The 21,473-nt window shown below is 70.3% G+C and carries 18 protein-coding genes and 1 riboswitch; of the genes, 4 read left to right on the top strand and 14 right to left on the bottom strand.

Going from position 1 to position 21,473, the window contains the following annotated elements:
• Window positions 1-27: 27 nt before the first annotated feature.
• The 11 genes from IE075_RS07095 to mshL form a co-directional block, all read right to left on the bottom strand.
• Window positions 28-678 carry a prepilin-type N-terminal cleavage/methylation domain-containing protein gene (locus IE075_RS07095; RefSeq protein WP_189454634.1) on the bottom strand — a complete coding sequence of 217 codons (651 nt, stop codon included), beginning with the start codon at window positions 676-678 and terminating at the stop codon, window positions 28-30.
• Window positions 679-795: 117 nt separating this feature from the next.
• Window positions 796-984, bottom strand: a complete 189-nt coding sequence (locus tag IE075_RS07090; protein WP_189454632.1) for a hypothetical protein — start codon at window positions 982-984, stop codon at window positions 796-798.
• Between the two features lie 2 nt (window positions 985-986).
• On the bottom strand, window positions 987-1,661 hold the full coding sequence (locus tag IE075_RS07085; RefSeq protein WP_189454630.1) for a type II secretion system protein: 675 nt from the start codon (window positions 1,659-1,661) through the stop codon (window positions 987-989).
• Entirely contained in the window at window positions 1,658-2,482 is an 825-nt protein-coding gene (locus tag IE075_RS07080; protein WP_189454628.1) for a hypothetical protein, read from the bottom strand. The genes IE075_RS07085 and IE075_RS07080 overlap by 4 nt, the downstream gene beginning before the upstream one ends.
• A 53-nt stretch (window positions 2,483-2,535) precedes the next feature.
• Complete coding sequence (locus IE075_RS07075) at window positions 2,536-2,961, bottom strand: hypothetical protein (RefSeq protein ID WP_189454626.1); 426 nt, start codon at window positions 2,959-2,961, stop codon at window positions 2,536-2,538.
• Window positions 2,958-3,647 (bottom strand): hypothetical protein, encoded by a 690-nt coding sequence (locus IE075_RS07070; RefSeq protein WP_189454623.1) that lies wholly within the window; start codon window positions 3,645-3,647, stop codon window positions 2,958-2,960. Before IE075_RS07070 ends, IE075_RS07075 begins: the two co-directional genes overlap by 4 nt.
• Window positions 3,644-5,044, bottom strand: coding sequence for a hypothetical protein (locus IE075_RS07065; RefSeq protein WP_189454621.1), 1,401 nt, complete (start codon window positions 5,042-5,044; stop codon window positions 3,644-3,646). The genes IE075_RS07070 and IE075_RS07065 overlap by 4 nt, the downstream gene beginning before the upstream one ends.
• Complete coding sequence (locus IE075_RS07060) at window positions 5,044-6,252, bottom strand: type II secretion system F family protein (RefSeq protein ID WP_189454619.1); 1,209 nt, start codon at window positions 6,250-6,252, stop codon at window positions 5,044-5,046. The genes IE075_RS07065 and IE075_RS07060 overlap by 1 nt, the downstream gene beginning before the upstream one ends.
• Window positions 6,249-7,943 carry a GspE/PulE family protein gene (locus IE075_RS07055; protein ID WP_189454617.1) on the bottom strand — a complete coding sequence of 565 codons (1,695 nt, stop codon included), beginning with the start codon at window positions 7,941-7,943 and terminating at the stop codon, window positions 6,249-6,251. The genes IE075_RS07060 and IE075_RS07055 overlap by 4 nt, the downstream gene beginning before the upstream one ends.
• On the bottom strand, window positions 7,940-9,925 hold the full coding sequence (locus IE075_RS07050) for a tetratricopeptide repeat protein (protein ID WP_189454615.1): 1,986 nt from the start codon (window positions 9,923-9,925) through the stop codon (window positions 7,940-7,942). Before IE075_RS07050 ends, IE075_RS07055 begins: the two co-directional genes overlap by 4 nt.
• Before the next feature lie 7 nt (window positions 9,926-9,932).
• Window positions 9,933-11,732 (bottom strand): pilus (MSHA type) biogenesis protein MshL, encoded by a 1,800-nt coding sequence (gene mshL, locus IE075_RS07045; RefSeq protein WP_189454613.1) that lies wholly within the window; start codon window positions 11,730-11,732, stop codon window positions 9,933-9,935.
• Window positions 11,733-12,287: 555 nt separating this feature from the next.
• Here mshL and IE075_RS07040 point away from each other — a divergent pair.
• On the top strand, window positions 12,288-13,364 hold the full coding sequence (locus IE075_RS07040; RefSeq protein WP_189454611.1) for an HDOD domain-containing protein: 1,077 nt from the start codon (window positions 12,288-12,290) through the stop codon (window positions 13,362-13,364).
• Between the two features lie 3 nt (window positions 13,365-13,367).
• Here IE075_RS07040 and IE075_RS07035 read toward each other — a convergent pair whose 3' ends face one another.
• Together IE075_RS07035 and IE075_RS07030 are read right to left on the bottom strand one after the other, a co-directional pair.
• Complete coding sequence (locus IE075_RS07035; protein WP_189454609.1) at window positions 13,368-14,315, bottom strand: peptidoglycan DD-metalloendopeptidase family protein; 948 nt, start codon at window positions 14,313-14,315, stop codon at window positions 13,368-13,370.
• A 4-nt stretch (window positions 14,316-14,319) separates the two neighbouring features.
• Window positions 14,320-15,429, bottom strand: a complete 1,110-nt coding sequence (locus IE075_RS07030; RefSeq protein WP_189454607.1) for a phytase — start codon at window positions 15,427-15,429, stop codon at window positions 14,320-14,322.
• 149 nt (window positions 15,430-15,578) lie between these two features.
• A riboswitch (SAM riboswitch) is annotated at window positions 15,579-15,689 on the top strand.
• A 60-nt stretch (window positions 15,690-15,749) separates the two neighbouring features.
• On the opposite strand from IE075_RS07030, the gene metX reads away from it, so the two are divergent.
• The 3 genes from metX to IE075_RS07015 are packed head-to-tail and all read left to right on the top strand — an operon-like array spanning window position 15,750 to window position 19,209.
• Entirely contained in the window at window positions 15,750-16,796 is a 1,047-nt protein-coding gene (metX, locus tag IE075_RS07025; RefSeq protein ID WP_189454605.1) for a homoserine O-succinyltransferase MetX, read from the top strand.
• Window positions 16,793-18,028, top strand: a complete 1,236-nt coding sequence (gene metB / locus IE075_RS07020) for a cystathionine gamma-synthase (RefSeq protein ID WP_189454603.1) — start codon at window positions 16,793-16,795, stop codon at window positions 18,026-18,028. The genes metX and metB overlap by 4 nt, the downstream gene beginning before the upstream one ends.
• A complete protein-coding gene (locus tag IE075_RS07015) occupies window positions 18,025-19,209 on the top strand; it encodes a homoserine dehydrogenase family protein (RefSeq protein WP_189454601.1) in 1,185 nt (394 codons plus the stop codon). Before metB ends, IE075_RS07015 begins: the two co-directional genes overlap by 4 nt.
• Here IE075_RS07015 and IE075_RS07010 read toward each other — a convergent pair.
• Window positions 19,203-21,449, bottom strand: a complete 2,247-nt coding sequence (locus tag IE075_RS07010; RefSeq protein ID WP_189454599.1) for a putative bifunctional diguanylate cyclase/phosphodiesterase — start codon at window positions 21,447-21,449, stop codon at window positions 19,203-19,205. The genes IE075_RS07015 and IE075_RS07010 overlap by 7 nt on opposite strands.
• Window positions 21,450-21,473: the final 24 nt, after the last annotated feature.

Raw genomic sequence — 21,473 nt, 5'->3', positions numbered from 1 at the left:
GCTGCGCCGGGCAGCGATGTGACGCGATTACAGCTGGGTGCAGAGGGTGTACACGCCGGCTTCGTTGTAGGCGGTGGCAACCGCGCCCGGCGCGGTGTCCATGCCGGCGGAGCCTTCGGTGGCGCGGACGCTGCCGGTGTTCGGCACGCCGTCGTCCATCTGGTTGTCCATGGCGATCGCGGCCTTGCCCGGCGCCTGGCTGACGCAGATGGCGCGGCTGTTCATGTTGCCGAGGGCAGTGGTGAGCGTGGAGACGCCGACCAGGCCGCCGAAGCCGTTCATGGGCAGGGTGGCCGCCGCGGCGTCACCGGTGAGGAAGCCGGCCGCGCGCAGGTGCTGGAAGAACTGCAGGTTTTCGCCGACGGGCTGGAACGGATCGGCATTCGCCGCGCCGATCATGTTGTTGCCGTTGCCGGCGGTCTGCCCGGTCCACGTGTCACCGCGGCCGGCGATGCGCGCGTCGTCGCCCGGGGTGGCGCGGTAGCGGTCAAGGTAACCGTAGGTGGACGCGCGAATGCCGGTGATGTCGTTGACGGCGCTGCGCACGCGGCTGTTCTCGATCAGTTCCTGGCCCTTGAGCACCGCGCCGAGGAGCAGGCCGACGATCACCAGGACCACTGCGATTTCGACGAGGGTGAAGCCGCCCTGCGAGCGGCGGAATGACGGTTGGCGACGCATGTGCTCGGTCCTGTGTGATGAAGGTTCGAAATAGATCAACGGCACGGAATGCCCGGACCCAAGGGCCGTTTACGTGGTTTTTCCGCATTTGTGACTGCCGCCACAAAGGGGGGGCGGTCACGGGCGCGTGTACAGCCAGACCGTCAGCAGTGCGGCGCCCCCGATGGCGAGCAAGACGCCCGTCACCGCGCGGTCGAGCGCGTCGTGCATCGGCACCGAGCCGGGTACGGCGAGGAAGATGAAGGCCGCCAAGGTGACCAGGAGCGCGGCGCCCAGCAGCCACGTGCGCCACAGGGGCGGACCCATCCTCATGGCAGGCGCCCGGCCTGCACCATGCGGTTCGCGAGCACGGTGGGCGGCACCCACTCGACCAGGTCGTCGAAGGTGTCGGTCGGCGTGTCGGCAACGAAGTCCACGTCGTCGTCCCGGTTCTCGGTCTCCGCAACCCCGGTGCCGAGGCCATTGGGGCCTCCCGACCAGAACACGGCCGGAAGCTGCTGGCCGACGACTTGGTTTGCGATGTCGCGCGCCCCCAGCGTGCCGGCGCTGCACAGTGCAAAGACGGCGTTGGTGGGTGCGGTCGTCGGCTGTCCTGACGGACAGCTGGCGAAGGTGCCGCCCGACGCGTTGCGGGCGAATTCGGCCGACACCGCATAGCCGACGGGCATGCCCCAGGCATCGCCGCGTGGCAGGCCCAGCGTCGCCCACGGCAGTTCGCCGAACTGCCCGGTGGTGCAGCCGCTGGCCGTCGGCGCGCGCTCGAGGCCGTTGCCGCCCGGGTCGGCCGGACAGGGCAGGCGGCCCCGCGTGGCCGCGAATCCGATCACCGCATCGCGCGCAGCGGCCAGTTCGCGCCGGGTCTGCGAGCTGCGCTGGTACTGCTGGTAGTTGCCCATCGTGAGCAGCAGCCCGCCCAGCACCAGGCTCATGATCACCAGCACGACGGCCACTTCCAGCAGCGAGAACCCGCGCTGGCGCCTCATAGGCCGCACTGCCTGAGTTCGGCGATCGCGGCGTCGCACTCGGTCGCGTTGAGGCTGTTGATGCATGGCGGCGTGAGGAAGGCCGTGGCGGCCGTCTTGCATTCGGCCGGGCAGGTCCACGTCTGGATCTGGTTGTACGCCGTCTGGCACTCCGCCCGGATTGAGCCACCCGACAGCCGGCAGCCGTTGTTCTTGCTGTTCGGATTCACGTACGACAGCAGCGTGTTGGCGGGTGTCTGGCATATCGGATTCGGCGGCGGCGGGGGCGGGGGCGGAGGTGGTGGGGGCGGCGGCGGTGGAGGTGGCGGAGGTGGGTTCTCGGGAGGCGGAGGTGGCGGGCTCTCCGGAGGCGGCGGATTTTCCGGCGGTGGCGGCGGCGGGTCTTCGGGTGGCGGTGCCGGCGCCGGGCAGCGGACCGCCAGCGCCGCGAGATCGAGCGCGAACGTGAGGGTCTGCACGTCTTCGGTCTGGCCGGCAGTGACCGTCGCGCCTGTGCCGCTCGACAGCGTGTAGGTGGGAACGCGTGCTTCGTGGTCGCGTTCCGGCGGCAGGCCGAGGGTCAGCCAGGGCAGCGGGCCGGACAGGGGCGCGGTGCAGGTGGCCTGCGCGGTGCCGGTGTCGTCGGCCGCGGGGCAGGGCAGCAACTGGGCGGGCGGCGGTGACGCGCTGCAGTAGCGCGCGCCGGCGTGGCCCAGCAGGGCGTCGCGTGCGATCGCGAGTGTGCGGCTGGACCGGTTGCGCGATTCCACCCGCGGGTCGATTTCCAGCAATTGCGACAGCAGCAGGCCGGTGATGATCGACAGCACGACCACCACGAGCACGATGAGCGCCGCGCCTCGCGACGCGCGCGGCGACGCGGGGGCGCGGCGCCGCGTCACCGGCGCCTCCGGACCTGCACGCCTGGGGCGGTCTGCACCTCGCGCAGGCGCGGCTCGAATGCCGTGCCGACACTCAGCTGCATGACGTGCCCGTCATCGGCCAGCAGGAAAACCCGCGCGCCTCGGATCTGGACGCGGTAGGGGCCCCACTGCTGCCCGTCGATGACGGCGGTGTCCCCGAGCCAGGCGAGGTCGCCGCGACCGGGGCGGCGCGTGACGCCCTTGAGCGTGATCCACCGTGGGACGTACACCTCTGCCGCGGCGGCCGTCGCCTCGCCTTCCTTGCTGCGCAGGCGCGCGACCGCGAGGGCGTGGCGCTCCTCGGGGGTCAGAACGAGCGGGCCCAGCGGGGTGGCGGCCGGTGCGTCGAACGCCAACACCATCAGCGCCAGCAGCCCGAAGCGAATGCAGTGGCGGATCATGGTGCCGCCCCCTTTGCCCCTGGCCCCGCGCCCGGCGGCGCACCGGCCAATGGCGCCATCTCCGGAAGCGGCGCCGGATACAGGCTCAGCCAGCGCAGCGTGCAGGTGGCATCGAGGCCGAGTGCGTCCTTGCGTCGTCGCAGGTCGCAGTCGAGCAGTTCAAAGCCGCCCGCGCGCGACTGGCGCAGGCGCTGGAGCACATCGAGCACTTCGCCCTCGTGCGTGCCTTCCAGCGTGAGGGTCAGCGGTTGTCCGCGAAGGGTGGGCGCGACCTCACCGAGCAGGTCGATCCATTGCTGCGCGGCCTCCGGCACGGCGACGGTCTCGCTGCCTGCAAGCAGATAGCGTGTCCGCAGCCAGGGCCCACCGTGCAGCGACTGGCGCAGCGCTGCGATCCAGCGCGGCCGGTCGGCTTCGCCCACGAGCCCGGTGTCGCGGAGCTCATCGTGCAGGCGCACGACCGCGTCGGGATCGCGAATCAGCGGGCCGAGATCCGCCGCTCGCGTTTCGATCGTCGACGCGGCGCTCTTGGCGGCGCCCAGCTGCTTCTGCGCCTCGGCCTTCGTGGTGCGCGCCGACGACAGCACGGCCCAGCCCACGATCAGCAGCGCGAGGCAGACGCCGATGGTGACGAACATGCGCTTGCGTTCCCCCGAAGCGAGCAGCGCGCGCCAGGTGGCCATCATCGCGGCTTCCTCCCGAGGCAGTACGCGACCGGCGCGGAGAGCTGCGCCTCGAGGCCCTCCGACGAGAGCGTCTGGGTGTTGTTGATCGCCTGCGAGGGCAGCACCGTCCAGTACGGGCCGGAGCCGAGGGTCTCCTCGAACATCTTCAGGCGCACTTCGCGCTCGGCCTGCGGCACGTCGGCGGCCAGGTGCGCTTCCAGCGTGACCACCGTTGCCGGATCCTTGCAGCTGCTCGCCTGCGCGGACGTGGGCGGCTCCTCCCGCCATTTCAGCGCGATGATTTCCACGCCCTGCGCCTCGGTGAGCACGGCGGAGAGCTCTTCGGCCTCGCGCGCGAACCGTTCGGTGGACGCAAGGCGCGTGGTGTGCAGCCCGAGCGCGGTCGCGGCGACCGCAAGCGGAATGTTGCGTTCGGCGATCTTCGCCTGCAGCGCGTCGAGCGGGGCCTGCACCTGCGCGGCGTGGCGCCGGGTCGCGTTCGCCTGCTCGTTGAGCTCGCGCGTTTCCGACTTCAGCGGCATCCACATCGCGCCGATCACGAGCAGGCCGGCGGCGGTTGTGGCATACATCCCCTGCCGCCAGCGACGGCCCAGGTGATGGATCCGAACGCGCAGCGGTGCCAGCTGGAGTTTTGGTGCCACCCGCGTTGCCGCGGCCATGACGGCGGGCAGGCCGCCGGTCTCGGGCGGCGCGATGCCGCGGATCGCTGGCATGCCGACGACTTCCATGCCGCGCGGCAACGCCGCGGCGATCGCGTCGCGTGGCTGCGTCAGCCCCCAGCAGAGCACGCCCAGCGTTTCCTCGCGCGGCAACAGGCGACTGTTGCGCACGAACTGCACGGTGCGGTCGACTTCCGTCATCAGGTGCTCGACGGTGAACGACTCCGCATCGCCCGGGATCAGCCGGCCCAGCAGCACCTTTCCGCGGCTCACGATGACCTGCCGCACGCCCGACGGCGTTGCGAGCAGCACGAGCACGTGGTCCGGCAGCCCTTTCGCGCGCCGCACCAGTTCGGCAACGAGCATCGCGGGGATCCAGACCGCGCGCACGCGCAGCCCGTGTTCCAGACCGGTGGCGAGGGCCGCGTCGAGCGTCTTCTGCGCGCCAATGCCGATGGCAAGCACCTCGTCGTGCCCGGCCTTGTCGGACTTGCCCAGGCGCACGCCAAGGCGGTAATCCGTGTCGCGGAATTCCTGCGCGACGCGTCGCTCGAGCACGCGCCGCGCATCGAGACCCTTCGCCTGCGGCACCGTGACGCGGGTGATCGTCGTTTCGATGAAATCCGCAACCACCGCGACATCGCCGCGCATTGACGCGGGATCCACCGGATGAAGCGCCCCGTCCTTGCCGAGCCGGAGCAACTGCTGCGCGCTGAGATAGAGCACGTGCATGGGCATCACATCGGCAGGTTGGAGATGGTGTCGTACACGGGGCCGAGCACCGCGACCATGATCCAGCCGAGCAGGCCGCCCATGACGACGGTGAGCATCGGCTCGATCATCGACTGCAACTTCCCGATGCCCTCGTTGACGTCACGCGAGTAGAAGTAACTGACATTGCGCAGCGCTTCGTCGAGGCGGCCGGTGTGCTCGCCGATCTTGAGCATGCGCAGCACCAATGGCGGGAATGCCGCACTGGCCTCGAATGCCTGCGAGATCGGGATGCCCTGGCCGATCAGCGTGCGTGCGCGCTGCATCGCTTCGGTGACCGCGATGTTGCCGGTGGCTTCCTCGCAGTGCTGCAGCGCGTCCATCACCGGGATGCCCGCGCCGTACATGAGCGCGAACGTGTTCGCGAAGCGTGCGAGCGCGATCTTGCGCAGGATGTCCCCGAGAACGGGGATCTTCAGGATGAAGTGGTCACGCTTGCGGCGCAGGTCCGCACTGCGGTCCAGCCCGACCTTCAGGCCGATGCCGGCGACCACGGGAAATCCGAGGATCGCCGCCCACCACGCGACGATGAACGATGACACCGCAATGAGCACGCGCGTCTGGATCGGCATTTCCTGCTTCATGTTCTGCAGGAACTGCACCAGCTGCGGCACGAGGTAGATCATCAGGAAGAACACGACCGACGTGACGACGACCGCCACGAACGTCGGATACATCAGCGCCTTGCGCGTCTGCGACGACAGCTCGTCCTGCCACTTGAGGTTGGCGGTGATCTCGCGCAGCACGTCCGGCAGGTTGCCGGTGATCTCGCCCGTGCGGACCAGGCCCACGAGCAGCTTGTTGAACACGTCGGGGTGGCAGGCGAGTGCATCGGAAAACGGCGTGCCGGTCTCGATGCGATCCACCAGATCGCCGACCATCGACCGCACCGCAGGCACTTCGCTCGAGTCGCGCAGATCGACCAGCGTTTCCAGCAGCGGTACGCCGGCGCGCAGCAGGGATTCGAGGTGGAAGAAGAAATCGATCAGCGCGCGCCGATCCATCTTCTGGCGCGACATCGATGATGTCAGTCCGGGCTTGACCGGCTTGGCGACGAGCAGCGACAGCCCGAGTCGCCCGAGGCGGCCCTCGAGTTCGTCGGGGCTGTTCGCATCGCTTTCGCCCTTGACGACGCGGCCTTCGGTGTCGAGCGCACGGTAGCGGTACAGGCTCACAGCGACACCAGGCTCGTGATGTCGACGACACGCGAAACTTCCTCGAGTGTCGTGACGCCCTCGCGCGCGTAGCGCAGGCCGTCGTGCGCGAGCGACCTGAAGCCCGACGCAAGCGCCGCTGCTTCGAACTCGCGCAGGCTCGCGCGGCGCGCCATCAGTTCATCGAGCACATCGTCGAAGCGGATGACCTCCACGATTGCAACGCGTCCGCGATAGCCGCTGAAACTGCAGACTTCGCAGCCGACCGCGTGCTTGACCGGCTGGTCGGGTTCGAGCCCGAGCAACTGCGTTTCCAGCGGGTCGGCGACGCGCTCCTGACAGCAGGCGGCGCACAGGCGACGGATGAGGCGCTGGGCGACGATGCCGATGAGGTTGCCGCTCATGACCTCGGGCGGCACGCCCAGGTCGAACAGGCGCGGGATCGCGCGCAGTGCGGAGTTCGAGTGCAGCGTCGAGAAGACCTGATGGCCCGTCATCGCCGCGCGGAACGCCATCTCGGCGGTCTCGCGGTCACGCACCTCGCCGACGAGGATGATGTCCGGGTCCTGTCGCATCAGCGAGCGGACGCCTTCGGCGAAGTTCATCTTGGTGCCGGCACCGACCGCGCTCTGGCGGATCACCGGCATCGTGTACTCGACCGGATCCTCGAGGGTCATGATGTTGACCTGCTCGCTGTTGCGGTAATTGAGGATCGAGTACAACGTGGTGGTCTTGCCCGAGCCCGTCGGGCCGGTGACGAGGAACATGCCTTCCGGACGCGCGAGCATCAGCTTGATGGTGTCGAGCTGGTCCGGCGCCAGGCCGATCTTGTCCAGGTGCACGATGCCGCGCTTGCGGTCGAGCACGCGCAGCACGAAGTTCTCGCCGTGCGCGGTCGGATGCGCGGCGGCGCGGAAGTCGATCTCGCGCCCTGCGAGCGTCGTGGAGATGCGGCCGTCCTGCGGCGCGCGGTTCTCCGCGATGTTCATGCCCGCCAGGATCTTCAGACGCACGAGCATTGCCGGCCAGTAGCGGCGGTGAAGCGCGCGCACCTGGCGCATCACGCCGTCGACGCGGTAGCGGATTCGCAGGAATTGCGGCTCGGGCTCGAAGTGCAGATCCGATGCGCCGATCAGTACACCGTCGGTCAGCAGTGCATCGACGAGACGCACGACCGGGTGGCTGTATTCGCCCGCGTTTTCCGCGGACAGCTGCGCTGCATCGGCCTGGCCGGTTTCGATTTCGTTGAGGATGCCGTCGATCGACAGCGTGTGGCCGTAGTAGGTCTCGATGGCACGCTGGATTTCACCGATGGCCGCGAGGCGCCACACCGGCGTCGCGCGGCTGCCGAGGTGCGCGCGCACCTGGTCGATCGCGATGATGTTCTGCGTATCGCTGACTGCGATGACGAGTTCACCCGTGGCGACCTCGTAGGAAACGGGGAACAGCGTATGGCGACGTGCGAGATCCTTCGGCACCAGCGCGAGGGCATGGCCGTCGACGAGGATGCCGGACAGGTTGATGCTGTCGTTGCCGAGTTTTTCCGACAGCGCTTCGCGCAGCGTGTCCTCGGTCAGGAACCCGATGCTGACAAGCGTCTCGCCGAGCTGCTTGCCCTGTCGACGCTGTTCGAGCAGGGCGATCTTGAGCTGGTCGGCGCTGATGAGGCCGCGATCGACCAGCAGATCGCCGAGGCGGGGCTTGCCACTCATGGCGCGTCGGCTCCCGCGGTGGTCAGGGCGTCCAGGCGTGCGCTTGCGGCATTGCGGTCGAAGCGCGCAGCGCCATCGGTCATGCCGAGTGCACGGCGGTAGTGATCGGCAGCCAGGCGAGGCTGCTGCAGCTGGTCCAGGGCGACGGCGAGGTTGTAGACGTGGTCGGCGTTGCCCGGCTCTCGCGAGTGCGCTTCGAAGTACGCCGACTGCGCATCGGTCCAGCGGCCCTGGGCCGCCATGCGCGCGCCGAGGGCGGCGTGCAGCGAGACCGCATCGGGATTGCCCGACAACGTCTGCCGCAGTGAGGCTTCATCGTCCGCATGCGTCGAGCCGGACACGGCCAGCAGTCCGGCCACCGCCTGCGGATGCTCCGGCTGCTGCGCGAGCACGCGGCGGTAGAGCTGCTCCGCGTTGACGGTGTCGCCACGCGTTTCGGCGATTACTGCGAGGCCGAGCAGCGCGTCGAGTTCGCCCGGCTGCGCGGACAGCGCGGCGCGGTACGCGGCTTCCGCATCATCGATGCGCCCGGCCTGGAGCGCGGCGTAGCCGGCGAGCAGGTGTGAGGGTGAGTTGCGGCGCTGCACACGGAGCGGCTCGGGACGCAGGTCCAACTCGTCCACGGGCGTTTCCAGCGCGGAGCGCGCGGGTCGGGGCTCCTGCGGCGCGTCCAGCGTGCCGCTGGTCGGCAGACTCGGTGCCGCCTCCGGCGCGGGGGCCATGAGGGCGGGTGCGACAGTCGGCATCGCGGGCGGTGCCTGCGGCGCAGGCGGTGCGATATCGGCCGCGGGCGTGGCCGGCGACGGCTCCGCGGGCGCGGGTGTGCCCGGCGCGGTGGCGGGCGTGCCGTCCACAGCGACATCCAGCGCCGGGGCTGCCGGCGCGGCCGGCATGCTGGACGGTGGCGGGACCAGTGCCACCATCGACGGCGTCGTGCCGAACGGCGGCACGCCCATGAGATGCAACCAGTACGCACCGCCACCGAGCGCGCCGGCGACGACGACCGCCATTGCGGCATAGGCGACGCGGCGGGGTATGTGGGGCAACGCAAGCTTTGCGGACTTGGCAACCGTCGCCTTCGCAGCGGCGGCAGTACCAGCGTCGGGGATGGTCGCAGGTGCGGTGGGTGCGGCAGACGCGTTCGCAGGCGCTGCGGCTCCCTGGGGGCTTGCAGACGGAGGCGGTGACGCCGGCTCGGCCACTGCACGCGGTGCCTCTGCAACGGGGGCAGGCGAGGAGGGCGTCGGGTTGGCCATCGACCCCGCGGCTGCGACAGGCGCTGCTGCAATGGAAGGCGCAGGCTCGGCGGGCGCCGGCGCGTCGGGTATTTGGGGTGCAGCCGATGGCGATGCGTCTACGGCGGTCGCATCGAACGTCGGCGTGGATGTCGCCTCTGCTGCGGGCAGAGGGCATGCGCTGTCATCCCGCGCGTGCGCAGTTGGGTGGACGTCGTCCGCCGCGCTGGATGTGCTCTCGTCCGCGCCACGTTCCGTCGTCTCCACGGACGACGCAGCCCCCGCCGCGGGCTCAGGCTCCATCGGTGCAAGCGCGAGGGGCTCCAGCGACAGCGCAGCCGCCGACGCGAACGCACCCGGTGCAGCGTGCGTGACCCGCACCGCGAGCGGCGACGCGTCGTCAACCGGCGCAAGGCTCAGGGCGCTGTCGAGCGACACCGGCAAGAACGCGGGCGCGGTCGCCGGTGTCGCCGCGAAGTCCAACGCCGACAGCGGCAGCAGTTCGGGAAGTGATGCGAGCCCGGTGTCGCCAGCGGGCTGTGTTGCAACGCCCGGCTCCTGCGCGTCGTTGCGCATTGCATCGTCGCCTTCCGGCGATGCGCTCGTGCGCGAGGACGACGCCTTTCCGGCCAGCGCGATCACGGCGGCAGCGGACGGGCGCGCGACATCGCACGGAGCGGATGCGGCCGCCGCGGCTTCGCGCTTGCGCGCTTCGGCCTTCTTCAGGGCTTCGAGAAGGATGCTCATGGGTGTGTCAGTTCACCTTCGCAGGCGCTGCCGCGGGCTGCGAGGACTGTGGATCGCGCGGCGCCGGCAGCGACATCGCAGACGGCTGGAACTCACCGTCCGGCAACTGATCGCGGAAGTTGCGGTAGTCGCCCTGGAGGCTCGCGTTCTTCACCACGATCGGGCGCAGGAAGATCACCAGCTCGCTCTTTTCCCGCTTGCGCGACTTGTACTTGAACAGGTTGCCGACACCGGGCACGCGGCTCACGCCGGGCACGCCGTCCTCGCCGTTCTCGGTGTGGTCGCGCATCAGGCCGCCGAGCACGGCGATCTGGCCGTCACGCACCTTGATGACGGACTCCATCTCGCGCGTCTGGATCTCCGGCACCTGGCTCCTGATGTCGGGCACGTCCGCGCCGGACTGGCGCGCGACCGCGAGCGTCAGCGCTACGCCCGGATCTTCGACATAGCGCGTGAGCCGCGAGATCGTCGGGCGCAGGTTCATGATGACCTCGCCGTCCTCGCCCACCTGCGGCGTCACGTTCATGAGGAAACCGACCGGCACCGTGTTCGGCGTCGAGTTGATGCTGAACACCGCGGGCGTGGTGGTCGTGGGCGGTGTGTAGTCCGCCTTCAACGTGAAGTAGACGAGGTTGTCGACGACCTTGATGAGCGCGGTCTGGTTGTTGAGCACGCTGACCTTCGGGCTCGACAGCACCTGCGTGCTTCCGAACGATTCGAGCAGCTTCAGCGCGCCGGAGATGTCGATGCCGGCAAGCGACTTGGCGAACTCCAGCACGCCCATCACCGGCACTTGGCCGCTCATCGGCGTGCCGCCCGACAGGGTGCCGGTGCCCGGGCCGGGCTGCACGGTGAAGCCGAGCGAGGTGCTGCCGAGGCGCAGTGCCTGCCAGTCGATGCCCTGCTGGTACTCGTTCGACAGCTGCACTTCGACGACGGTGGCTTCGATCATCACCTGGCGACGCGCGGAGGTGACCGAACGGTCGAGGAAGTCCGCAACCTGCGCATGCTGGCGGGCGGTGCCGCGCACGATGAGCAGGCCGGCTTCCGGCTGCGCGATGACGGCGGGCGCGTTGCTCGCAGCGGCCTCGGGGGACAGGGGCGCGACGGTCTCCGGAGCCGTGCCCACAGCCACGGCGGCCGCGGGCAGCACGGCGGCGGGCCTGACGGCGCCCTTGGCATCCAACACGCCGAGCAGCTGGCCCACTGCCTGCGTGAGCGACTGCCAGTAGCGATGGTTGGTGGTGCTCGCGATCTGGGTGGACGAGTTGTTGCCGGCGCCCTGGCTCGACGACGTGCCACCGGTGGTGGCGACCTGAGTGGCGATGGAGATGGAGCCGGTGGTATCGCGCTCCATGTGCAGGTAATCCACGCGGTAGGTGCGCGTGAACGGGCGGTCGGGCACCACGCTGAGCGAGTTGCCTTCCAGCGTGTAGCGGATGTCCGCCTGGCGCTGCACGCGCTCGAGGATCTGCGGCAGGGTCTGGTCGATCGCATTGAGCGTCACCAGCCCCTCGATGCCTGGATGCACATCGACATTGAGCTTCGCGTCGCGGGCCAGCGCGAACAGCAGCTCGCTCACCGGCACGCGATTGACCACCACGCTGTAGAGCTCGACCGGACCGCGTGCAACCGGTGGCGGCAGGCGCATGGAGGGGCTGACCACCGGAGGCGGTGCGCCGGCGGCCGTGCGCGGCAGGTCACTCGTGTCGAGGTGCTGGGTGGACCGGACCGGGCCGCCTTGGGCGCACGCCGCCAGCGAGACGGAAAGCACCGAGATGGCGAGCGCGGCGGTTCTGATGGTCACGGGTGCTGCACTCCACTGGGCGGGCTCAGGCCCACGTTCAGCGCAGGCCTTTGCTACCCTCAGGCAACTTCTGTGCCCAAGTCCGACGGCCTGCAGCTATCTCGGTTTAACGGCGCTTTCCGAGCGATCTGAAACCTGCGGCGCAGCGACGGGCGCAGGCGGCGTGGCCCAGCAGCGCGCTTGCGGCGACCGACCAGCCGTGCGTCAGCGGGTTGACGCGCCGCCGCGGGTTCGACGAGACGGTTTCATGACGGGGCTGCGCTGATCACCACGCGGTGAAGTGACGGCCGAGTCGCACTGCAATCCAAGTTTCACCGGGCTGGCGCGTCCATGCCGGCGCCCGCATCACCGCTGGCCGTGGCGCTCGTGCGGTTCGCACGGGGCGCTGCCCAGGGGCGCAGACCGTGGCGCTTGCGCGTTGTGTCGCGGTGTGCGCATCGTCCAGCCGGAATGTGCGCGCGACAGCACTTCGGCGATCTGCCGTTCACAGCGCGCGGGCCTGCCGTGAGCACAGGTCTACCATCGCTCACAGGAGAGTTTTGGGAGAAACACTCAGTGCGGATTGTGATCGCGGGTGAGGGCTCGGGCCAGGCCGGCGAGTTGAAGCAGGCGTTGGTGGGGATCGGGCTGGACTGGGAGGTCGCCGGGGTCGATGTGACCGATCCGGACGCGATGACGGCAGATGAGCCGGTGGACGTGTTCGTCTGCCCGCTGCGCCTTGGCACCCTGCATGGCGCCGAGATCCTGGCGCAGATGCGCAACGCGTATCCGGAAGCCGTGCGCATCGTGTTGCTCGACAAGGGCGAGGAAAGCCACGCGCTCCACGCGCTCGATTGCGCGCACCGCATGCTCAACACGCCGCTCGACGCGTCCGAGCTGATCGAGGCCGTCGACAGCGTGGTGGACCTGCGGGAGCTGCTCGACAGCGCCGAACTCAAGCAGGCCATCGGACGCATCGGCTCGCTGCCTCCGCCGCCGCGCGTCTACATCGAGCTGACCCAGCTGCTGCGCGACCCGGACACGAGCAATTTCGAAGTGGCCGAAGTGCTCTCGCAGGACCCCGGGGTCGCGGCGAAAGTGCTGCGGCTTTGCAACTCGGCGTTCTTCTCCGGCGGGCGGCAGATCAGCGACATGCGCACCGCGGTCACCCGGCTGGGCATGCAGTCGCTGCGCGGGCTGGTGCTGGCGAGCGAAACGTTCGGCTCGGTGCAGTCGTCCGATACGGTCGACCGCGACGCGATGCAGGAGCGTGCGCTGCGCACGTCGCGGCTCGCGGCCCGACTGCTCGGCGGATCGAGCGCGGAACTCGCGGCCACCGCGGGCCTGCTGGCCGAGGTCGGCCTGCTGCTGCCTGGCGTAGGCGATGGCGATGGCGGCCCGGACTACGCGGAGGCGGGCGCCTACCTGCTCGGCCTGTGGGGCCTGCCGATGCCGATCGTCGAAGCCGTCGCGTATCACCGCATGCCGTCGCGGCTCCGCGGCAGCGGCTTTTGGGTAACGGGCGCGGTGCACGTCGCCGCGGCGCTGGTCACCGGTGACGACGTCGATGAGGACTACCTGCGGACGGTCGGCGTGCTCGACAAGCTGCCGCAGTGGCGCGCACTGGCTGAGCAGATGGCCGAGCCGGCCTGACGCTCAGCGTTGACCGATCTGCAGCGGCCCGGCGGGGCCGCGCATGCGGAACGGCAGCGATTCGATGCGCATTCCCCGGTTGACCTGCACCACGAAGTGCAGGTGCGGCCCGGTCGTATAGCCGGTGTTGCCGGACAGCCCGATGCGCTCGCCGGCCTGCACGCGCTGGCCCACGCGCACGAGCGCGCCGTCGGGTTGCAGGTGCGCGTAGACGGCCATCGTCCCGTCGTCGTGCGCAATGCGCACGTAGTTGGCCTGGGCCGCAAACCGTGCGGCGTTGGTGCCGGCGTTGCGGAACCCTGACTCGACCTGCATCACCGCGCCCTCGCGCGCGGCGAGCACGGGCGTGCCCTCGGGCACGGCGAAGTCGACGGCGTAGCGGTTCTGCGCATCCGTATGGCTGAAGCGGCCGCCGTAGCCCTGGTCGATGCGCGGCACCTGCGCATGCGGCAGTGGCAGACGGTACTCGACGTCCTGTGGCCGCGCCGCCGGATCACCCGGCAGGCTGTCCATCTGAAGCTGAAAATCACCGCCGCCGACGCCGGTTTCGGCCACGCCGAGCACCGCGAGCAGCACGCTGCTGCCGGCCGGGAGCGTCGCGCGCGCGGGCAACGGCGGATCGCTCACGACATTGCGCTGGCGCTGGAATCGCAGCCGCACCTCGACCGGTCCGCCGAGCAGGTTGTCGGCCCAGGCCTGGTTGCGGCCGCCGACCTGTTCGATGCGCAGCCGTGCGATCGGTTCGACGGCCACGCCTGGCATCGCATCGGCGCGCGCCGGGCTCACCGTCGGTGCCACGGGCACGGCCTTGGCGGTGCGCCCGGGAGGCGCGGTGTCGGCGTAATGGTTGACGCCCTGCGGGTCGGTCCAGCGATAGAGCGTGTCGGTCGAGGCGGCCACGCCGGCGGCCGCGACTGCGAGGCCGAGCAACGCGAGCCAGGCCGTGCGCATGGCGTCAGTCGGTGCAGCCGGGCGCGAGCGCGAGCGACTTCGCGACCGTACGCAGGTCGAAGGCCGTCACTGCGCGATCGTCGTGGACCGCGAACAGCGCGCCCCCGGGAAAGCTCGGCGTGCTCGCCGCATGCAGCACGACGCCATCGGTGTGCGCGGTGACGTGGCCCTGGAAGCTGCCGCGCGGCTCGAGCGTCGTGCGATCGAACAGGTGGAACGCGGTGAGCGGCGCGAGCTGGTCCACCGCGATCCAGTAGCCGCTGCCGTCGGGGCAGCTCCACAGCACGACGCCCTCGGCCTGCGCGCGGAAGCGGGTCGGCGGCAGGCGGCGTCCGGTCGGGCGCCCGTCGAGGGTGTACTCCACGAGCGTGGACATGCCGCCATGCACGGCCGTGCTCTCGTCGGCGACGAGGAGGCGGTCGTGCGCGGGGTCGCCGGCGATCGACTCGACGACGCGCAGCGCGGCCTGCTCGGTCGTGTCGCCGAACGCGCCGACATGACGCGCGCGCAACTCACCGTCGTTGCCGACCGCGATGCGGTAACGCCGCACGCGCTCGTCGAGTTCGCCCAGCGGCGGGACCACGTCGTGACGCTCGCCGAGCATGAAGCTGTCGGTGACGTAGACGTCGAGTTCGCCGGGCTCGCTCTCGTGCATCCACAGGCCGTACGGGCTGCGCAGCTCGCCCTCGCCGAACGTGCCGAGCGGCTCGAAGTCGGGCAGCGAGAGTGCCTGCACGCGGCGATTGTCGCGCTCGACGACGAACAGCACGTCGCCATGCACGGCCAGGCCGTTCGGGCGGTTGAACTGCCCGGGCGCGTTGCCGCGCATGCCCACTTCGCGAACGCGCTCGCCGCTGTCGGCGTCGAACACAACGAGGCGATGGCTGGCTTTGGCGCTCGCGATGAGCCACGTGCGCCCGTCCTCGGTGACCCACGTCGCAAGCGAGTCCAGCTCGTCCGCAGGCGATGCATCGGACACGTAGGTTTCGGGCAGCGTAATGAGCTGCGCGGCCGGCTCCGCTGCCGGCGGCTCGGGGGCCGGTTGCGGGGCGCGCGTCGCGCAGCCGGTGACGAGTGCGAATGCGGTGGCGGCGGCAAGAAGTCGGATCCTCATCGCGCCAGTGTATGCGGCGCGCCTGCGGACCTCGCGTGTCGGCCCGGGCGGGCCAAAGAACGGCTGGACGCGGACTCATGTCCAAACGTCATATCTCTTCATGCCGATAAAGCGATTGATATGGCGAGTCGATCGGCGCAGACTGCGCCTGCCCATCGAGACCGGCAGAGGGACAGGCCCTTTGAAGCCGGGGCAACCAGCGCACGCCGCGCCAGGTGCCAAATCCTGCGGTGCCCCGAAAGGGGGCCGGAAGATGGCTGCGCATGCGCTCTGGCGCAGGCGCCGCAGGCTCGATGGCCCGACCTTTCCGGAGCCCCACGATGAGCCTCACCTCTGCCTCCAGCGCCTCTGCCGCGCCCTGTAGTCCCTCCGTCCATTTCGAGGACGTCGCCGCGTCGTTCGCGCCGCCCGTTCCGTTCGCGGCGCGTCGCGGCGAAGTCACCGTCGATCTCGTCCTGCGTCACGCCGGCGCGCATCGAGTGACCGTCCGATACGAGCTTCTCGGTCAGCTCGGCGCGCCTGTCGTGTGCGTGGCCGGCGGCATTTCGGCCCACCGGCACGCAGCGGCGAGCACGGCGTTTTCCGAGCCGGGCTGGTGGGACGCGCAGGTCGGCAGCGGTCGTGCGCTCGACCCGGCCCGCGTCGCGGTGCTCGCGTTCGACTGGGTCGGCGCCGACGGCGCGCTCGATGTCGTGATCGATCCCACCGACCAGGCGGACGCACTCGCCGCGTTGCTCGACGCGCTGGAACTGGACGCGCTCGACGCGTTCGTCGGCAGCTCGTACGGCGCGATGGTCGGCCTGCAGTTCGCGGCGCGCCACGGCGATCGCCTGCGCCGGCTCGTCGCGATCAGCGGCACGCACCGCGCGCATCCGTATGCAAGCGCGTGGCGCGCCCTGCAGCGGCAGGCGGTCGCACTCGGCGCGCTGCAGTGCGATGAGGCGCACGGCGTCGCGCTCGCGCGCCAGTTGGCGATGCTCAGCTACCGCACGCCGGAGGAGTTCGATACACGTTTCGGCGCCGCCACCGTCGCCAACGGCCGCGTGTGCGTCGGCGCAGAGGCCTATCTCGACCACTGCGGCGCGACCTACGCGGCGCGGACGCCGGCCGCTGCGTTCCTGCGGCTGTCCGAGTCGATCGATCTGCAGGCGATCGAACCCGAATCGATCGCGGTGCCGGTCGACGTCGTGGCGATCGCGCAAGACCGTCTCGTGCCGCTCGACGACGCGCGTGAACTGGCCGGTCGCCTGCGCGATGCACGCCTGCACGTGCTGCATTCCCCGTACGGGCACGATGCCTTCCTCAAGGAGCCCGACGCGATCGCGCGCATCATCCGCGATGCGCTCGCGCAGGAGGGCGTGGCATGAGCGCCGTGCGCGATTTGCCGATCGGCGCAGGCCCGGCGCGGCATCCCAGCACCGCCGCCGTGCGTGCCGGCATCGACCGAGACACCGCGTTCGGCGCGGTCACGCCGCCGCTCGTGCTGTCGTCAAATTTCAGCTTCGCCGGCTTCAACGAAAAGCGCACCTACGACTACACGCGCAGCGGCAACCCGACGCGCGACCTCCTCGGCGACGCACTGGCTGAACTCGAAGGCGGCGTGGGCGGCGTGATCACCGCCACCGGCATGGCCTCGATCACGCTGGTGCTGCACGCGCTGCTCAAGCCCGGCGACCGCCTCGTGGTGCCGCATGACGGCTACGGCGGCAGCTGGCGGTTGTTCAATGCGCTCGCTGCGAAGGGCGCGTTCGAACTCGTGACCTGCGACCTCACCGACCCGCGTGAGCTCAGCGCTGCGCTGGCCGGACGCCCGGCCGTGGTGTGGATCGAGACGCCGTCCAACCCGCTGCTGCGCGTCACCGATCTGCGCTTCGTCATCGACGCGGCGCACGCGGCCGGTGCGCTCGCGATCGTCGACAACACCTTCCTGTCGCCCGCGTTGCAGACACCGATCGCATTCGGCGCCGATGTCGTCGTGCATTCGACGACCAAATACATCAACGGCCACAGCGACGTCGTCGGCGGCGCCGTGATTTCGCGCGACGCGGCAGTGCATGAGCGACTGACGTGGTGGGCGAACGCGCTCGGGCTGACCGGCGCGCCGTTCGACAGCTTCCTGACCCTGCGCGGCCTGCGCACGCTCGACGCCCGCCTGCGCGTGCACCAGGAAAACACGCTCGCGATCGCGGCCCTGCTCGATGCGCATCCGGCCGTGCGCGCGGTGCATTACCCGGGTCTCGAATCGCATCCGGGTCATGCGCTTGCCGCGCGCCAGCAGCGCGGATTCGGCGCCATGCTGAGCCTTGAACTGGACGGTGGGCCCGGCGGCTGCGCGGAAGACGCGGTGCGCGCGTTCGTCGACGGGCTTGCGTGCTTCACGCTCGCCGAGTCGCTCGGCGGCGTCGAGAGCCTCGTCGCGCATCCGGCCACGATGACGCACGCGGCGATGTCGGTCGAGGCGCGCGCGGCGGCGGGCATCGGCGACGGGCTGCTGCGGTTGTCGGTCGGCATCGAGCATCTCGACGACCTGTGCGCCGACCTGCTCGCCGCACTCGACCGCGCCCAATGTGCCGTGCGTGCGCGACGCGCAGCTCCATGAGCGCGCATCCCGCGACGGTGCGGGCAACGCCCAGCGCCGCGCCGACGGCGCACATCGCGCTGCTCGGCACCGGCACCGTCGGGCGCGCTGTGCTCGCCCGGCTGGGCGGGTGGCAGCGCACGGGTGCCGCGCATGGCCTGTCGCTCCAGCACGTCGCCAATTCGCGGGTTGCGATCGAAGACCCATACGGGCTTGATGCCGCGCGGGTTGCCGGGTGGATCGGACCGGCGCTGCCCGATGCCGGTGGCGACTCGCCGGCCCGCCTGGTCCCGATGTTGCGCGTGCCCGAGGTGCGGGCAAGTGACCTCGAACAGGTGAGCGCCGCGCTGCGAGGGCGCAATGCACGCATCGTCATCGATGCAACCGCGAGCGAGGAGGTCGCCGATCGCCATGCGCGCTGGCTCGCGCAGGGCGTGCACGTCGTGACCGCGTGCAAGCTTGGGCAGGGCGGTCCGCTCGCGCGCTGGCAGGCGATCCGCACGGCCTGGGCCCGCAGCGGGGCCCGCTACGGCGACAGCGCCACGGTAGGCGCAGGCTTGCCGCTGCTGCGCACGCTGCGCGGGTTGCAGGCCGGAGGCGACTGCATCCACGCGGTGGCCGGTGTGCTCTCGGGATCGCTGGGCTGGCTGTTCTCGGAGTACGACGGCCTGCGTCCGTTCTCGCGCTTCGTGCGCGAGGCGCGCGAGGCGGGCTACACCGAGCCCGATCCCCGCGACGACCTGTCGGGCGAGGACGTGCGCCGCAAGCTGCTGATCCTCGCGCGCAGCCTCGGCATCGCGCTCGACGCCGGCGACGTGCAGGTGGAATCGCTCGTGCCCGACACCCTCGCGCGCGTTGCACCGCATGAGGTGGACGGCTCGCTCGAAGCGCTCGACGCGCCCATGCGCACACGCTTTGCCGCCGCGTACCGCAACGGCGCGAAGCTGCGCTTTGTCGGCCGTCTCGATCTCTCGGGGCCGCGGGTGCGGGCTACGGTCGGTCTGGAATCCTTGCCTGCCGACGACGCGCTGGCCGCAGGCGGTGGCGCCGACAACCGCGTGGCAATCACCTGTGACCGTTACGCAGAGCGCCCGCTCGTGATCCAGGGCGCGGGCGCCGGTGCCGGGGTCACGGCCGCGGCGCTGCTCGACGACGCGTTGCGCATCGCGCGGGGGGGCGTCGGACTGACGACCGTTCAGTGACGCGTCGTCGCGTGCACGCCGCCGAGGTTCGGGGCCGGCACGTGTCGCGTGAAGTAATGCTCGATCGGTTCGGGCCGATGCACGCCGTAGCCCTGCGCCATGTCGACGCCGAGCCGCGCAAGCGTCTCGATCTGGTGCGGCGTTTCGGTGTGTTCGGCGATGCTCCGCTTGTCGAGCGTGTGCGCGATGTCGGTGATTGCCCGCACGATCGGCAACGACAACGGTGAGGTTTCGAGCTCGCGCACGAAGCTGCCGTCGATCTTGAAGTAGTCGACGTCCAGCGAGCGCAGGTAGCCGAACGAACAAAAGCCGGTGCCGAAGTCATCGAGCGCGAAGCGGCAGCCGAGTTCGCGCATCTGCGAGATGAACCGCTGCGCGCGGGCGATGTCGCGCAGCGCGCTGGTTTCGGTGATCTCCAGGCACAGCTTCTGCGGCGGGAACGTCGTGCGACGCAAGCGCTGCGTAATGAACGAGGTGAAGCCTTCGTCCACGATCGATTCGGCCGACAGGTTGATGCTGCACAGGTCGATGTCACGCGGATCGGCATGGCGCTCGAGCCAGTCGAGCGCGAGTTCGATGACTTCACGGTCGATGCGCACACCGAGCCGGAAGCGTCCGGCCGCCGAGAAAAACTGCGAGGGCATCAGCAGCTCGCCGGTGTCGGGGTCGCGCAGCCGCAGGAGCAGTTCAAAGTGGCGGCCGTGTGGCCCGTCGTCGTGCAACGGCACGATCGCCTGCGAATAGAGCACGAGCGTGCGGTTCTCGACGGCCTCCCGCGCACGCACGGCCCAGCGCATCGGCTGCGTGTGGTCGTGCTGGCCGCCGGCGTCGAGCGAGGCGCGGCAGATCTGGTCGCCGCCGAGCTCCTTTGCGTTGAAGCACGCGGCGTCGGCCTGGGACAGCAGGCGCGCGAAATCCGATTCCTCGCGGTCGAACGCCACCAGCCCGAGGCTGGCGGTCGCGCCGAGCATGCGGCCCTCCCAGTCGGTGCGGTACACCGCGATGTCGCGCAGCAGCTGCCGCGCCCGGTCCTCGGCGGTGGCCGGCAGCACGTTGTGCATGAGCACCGCGAATTCGTCGCCGCCGAGGTGGCCGAGCACGTCGTGCGGGCGCATCGCGGCCAGCAGCACGCCGCCGACGCCGCGGATCAGGGTGTCGCCGGCCGCGTGGCTCGCGGTGTCGTTGACGAGCTTGAGGTGGTCGAGGTCGATGTAGGCAAGGGCGAGCGGCGGCCTGCCTTCCGCAGTGAGCAGACGCCGCGCGGTCTGCTCGAACGCGTTGCGGTTGGGCAGGCCGGTGATCGGATCGGTCAGCGCGTTGCGCAGCATGCGTCGCGTCACCGCGCGACGCTCGTGCGCACTGACCGCGACGACGACCGGCAGCACCGCGAGCAGGGTCAGGAAGCCGAGCAGCTGCACCGCGTCGATCGCGCGCGTGGGCACCGCATAGCCTGCAAGGCCGAAGCCGGCGAACACGCCGATCAGCAGGCTGGTCACCATCGAGCCGAGCGCGGTCCACCACGGGCGGAAACGGATCGCGCTCCAGGTCAGCGCGGCCAGTGGAAGCGCTGTCAGGCCCAGCACGTACGGCCCGCCGGCGGTCGCGCCCCAGGCCATCACGAGGAAGCTCGCAGCGAGCGCGACGAGCCACGCCATCCGCTCGGGCTCGCGTCCGTATTCGCCGCTCTCATCGAGGCCCGTCGGCCGCGCGCGCAGGGTCAGCAGCATCGCCGGGCCGACCGAAGCGATGCCGAGCAGGCTGCCCAGCATCCAGTGCACCCAGGCCGAGAGCGTGCCGGAGGACGGCAGCATCCCGGACACGCGCATGCCGGCGACGCCGATCGTCGCGCTGATCAGCGCGAGCACCGCACCGCCGCAGAACACGCGGAAGCCTCCGCGCACGTCGAGCCGCAGCGGCGGACCCCGCTGCACGAGCATCACGCCCGCGATCGCCGAGAGTGTGTTCGCGGCAAGCGAGAACGGGAGAAACGCAGCGGGGATCGGCGAGAGCGTGGCGTGATAGACGATCAACGCAAGCGGAATGAACCAGAAGTGCCGCAGGCCGAAGTGCAGCAACCCGATCAGCGCGACACCCGCGGCCGGCCAGAACAGCGCGACCGAATCCTTGCCGTAGATCATCAGCGACGAAAGCGCGCAGGCAAAGAAGTACAGCGCGCCGAGCGCAAACGCGGTCCAGGGCGCGGTCGGTGCCGGCAGGCTGAAGCGGCGGGGCGTACCCATGTTCAGGAGCATACGCCCGACACC

Source organism: Cognatilysobacter bugurensis (genome assembly GCF_014652095.1).
Lineage (GTDB): Bacteria > Pseudomonadota > Gammaproteobacteria > Xanthomonadales > Xanthomonadaceae > Cognatilysobacter > Cognatilysobacter bugurensis.
The sequence above is the reverse complement of the archived record's forward strand: the minus strand, read 5'-3'. Positions and strand labels throughout refer to the sequence as shown.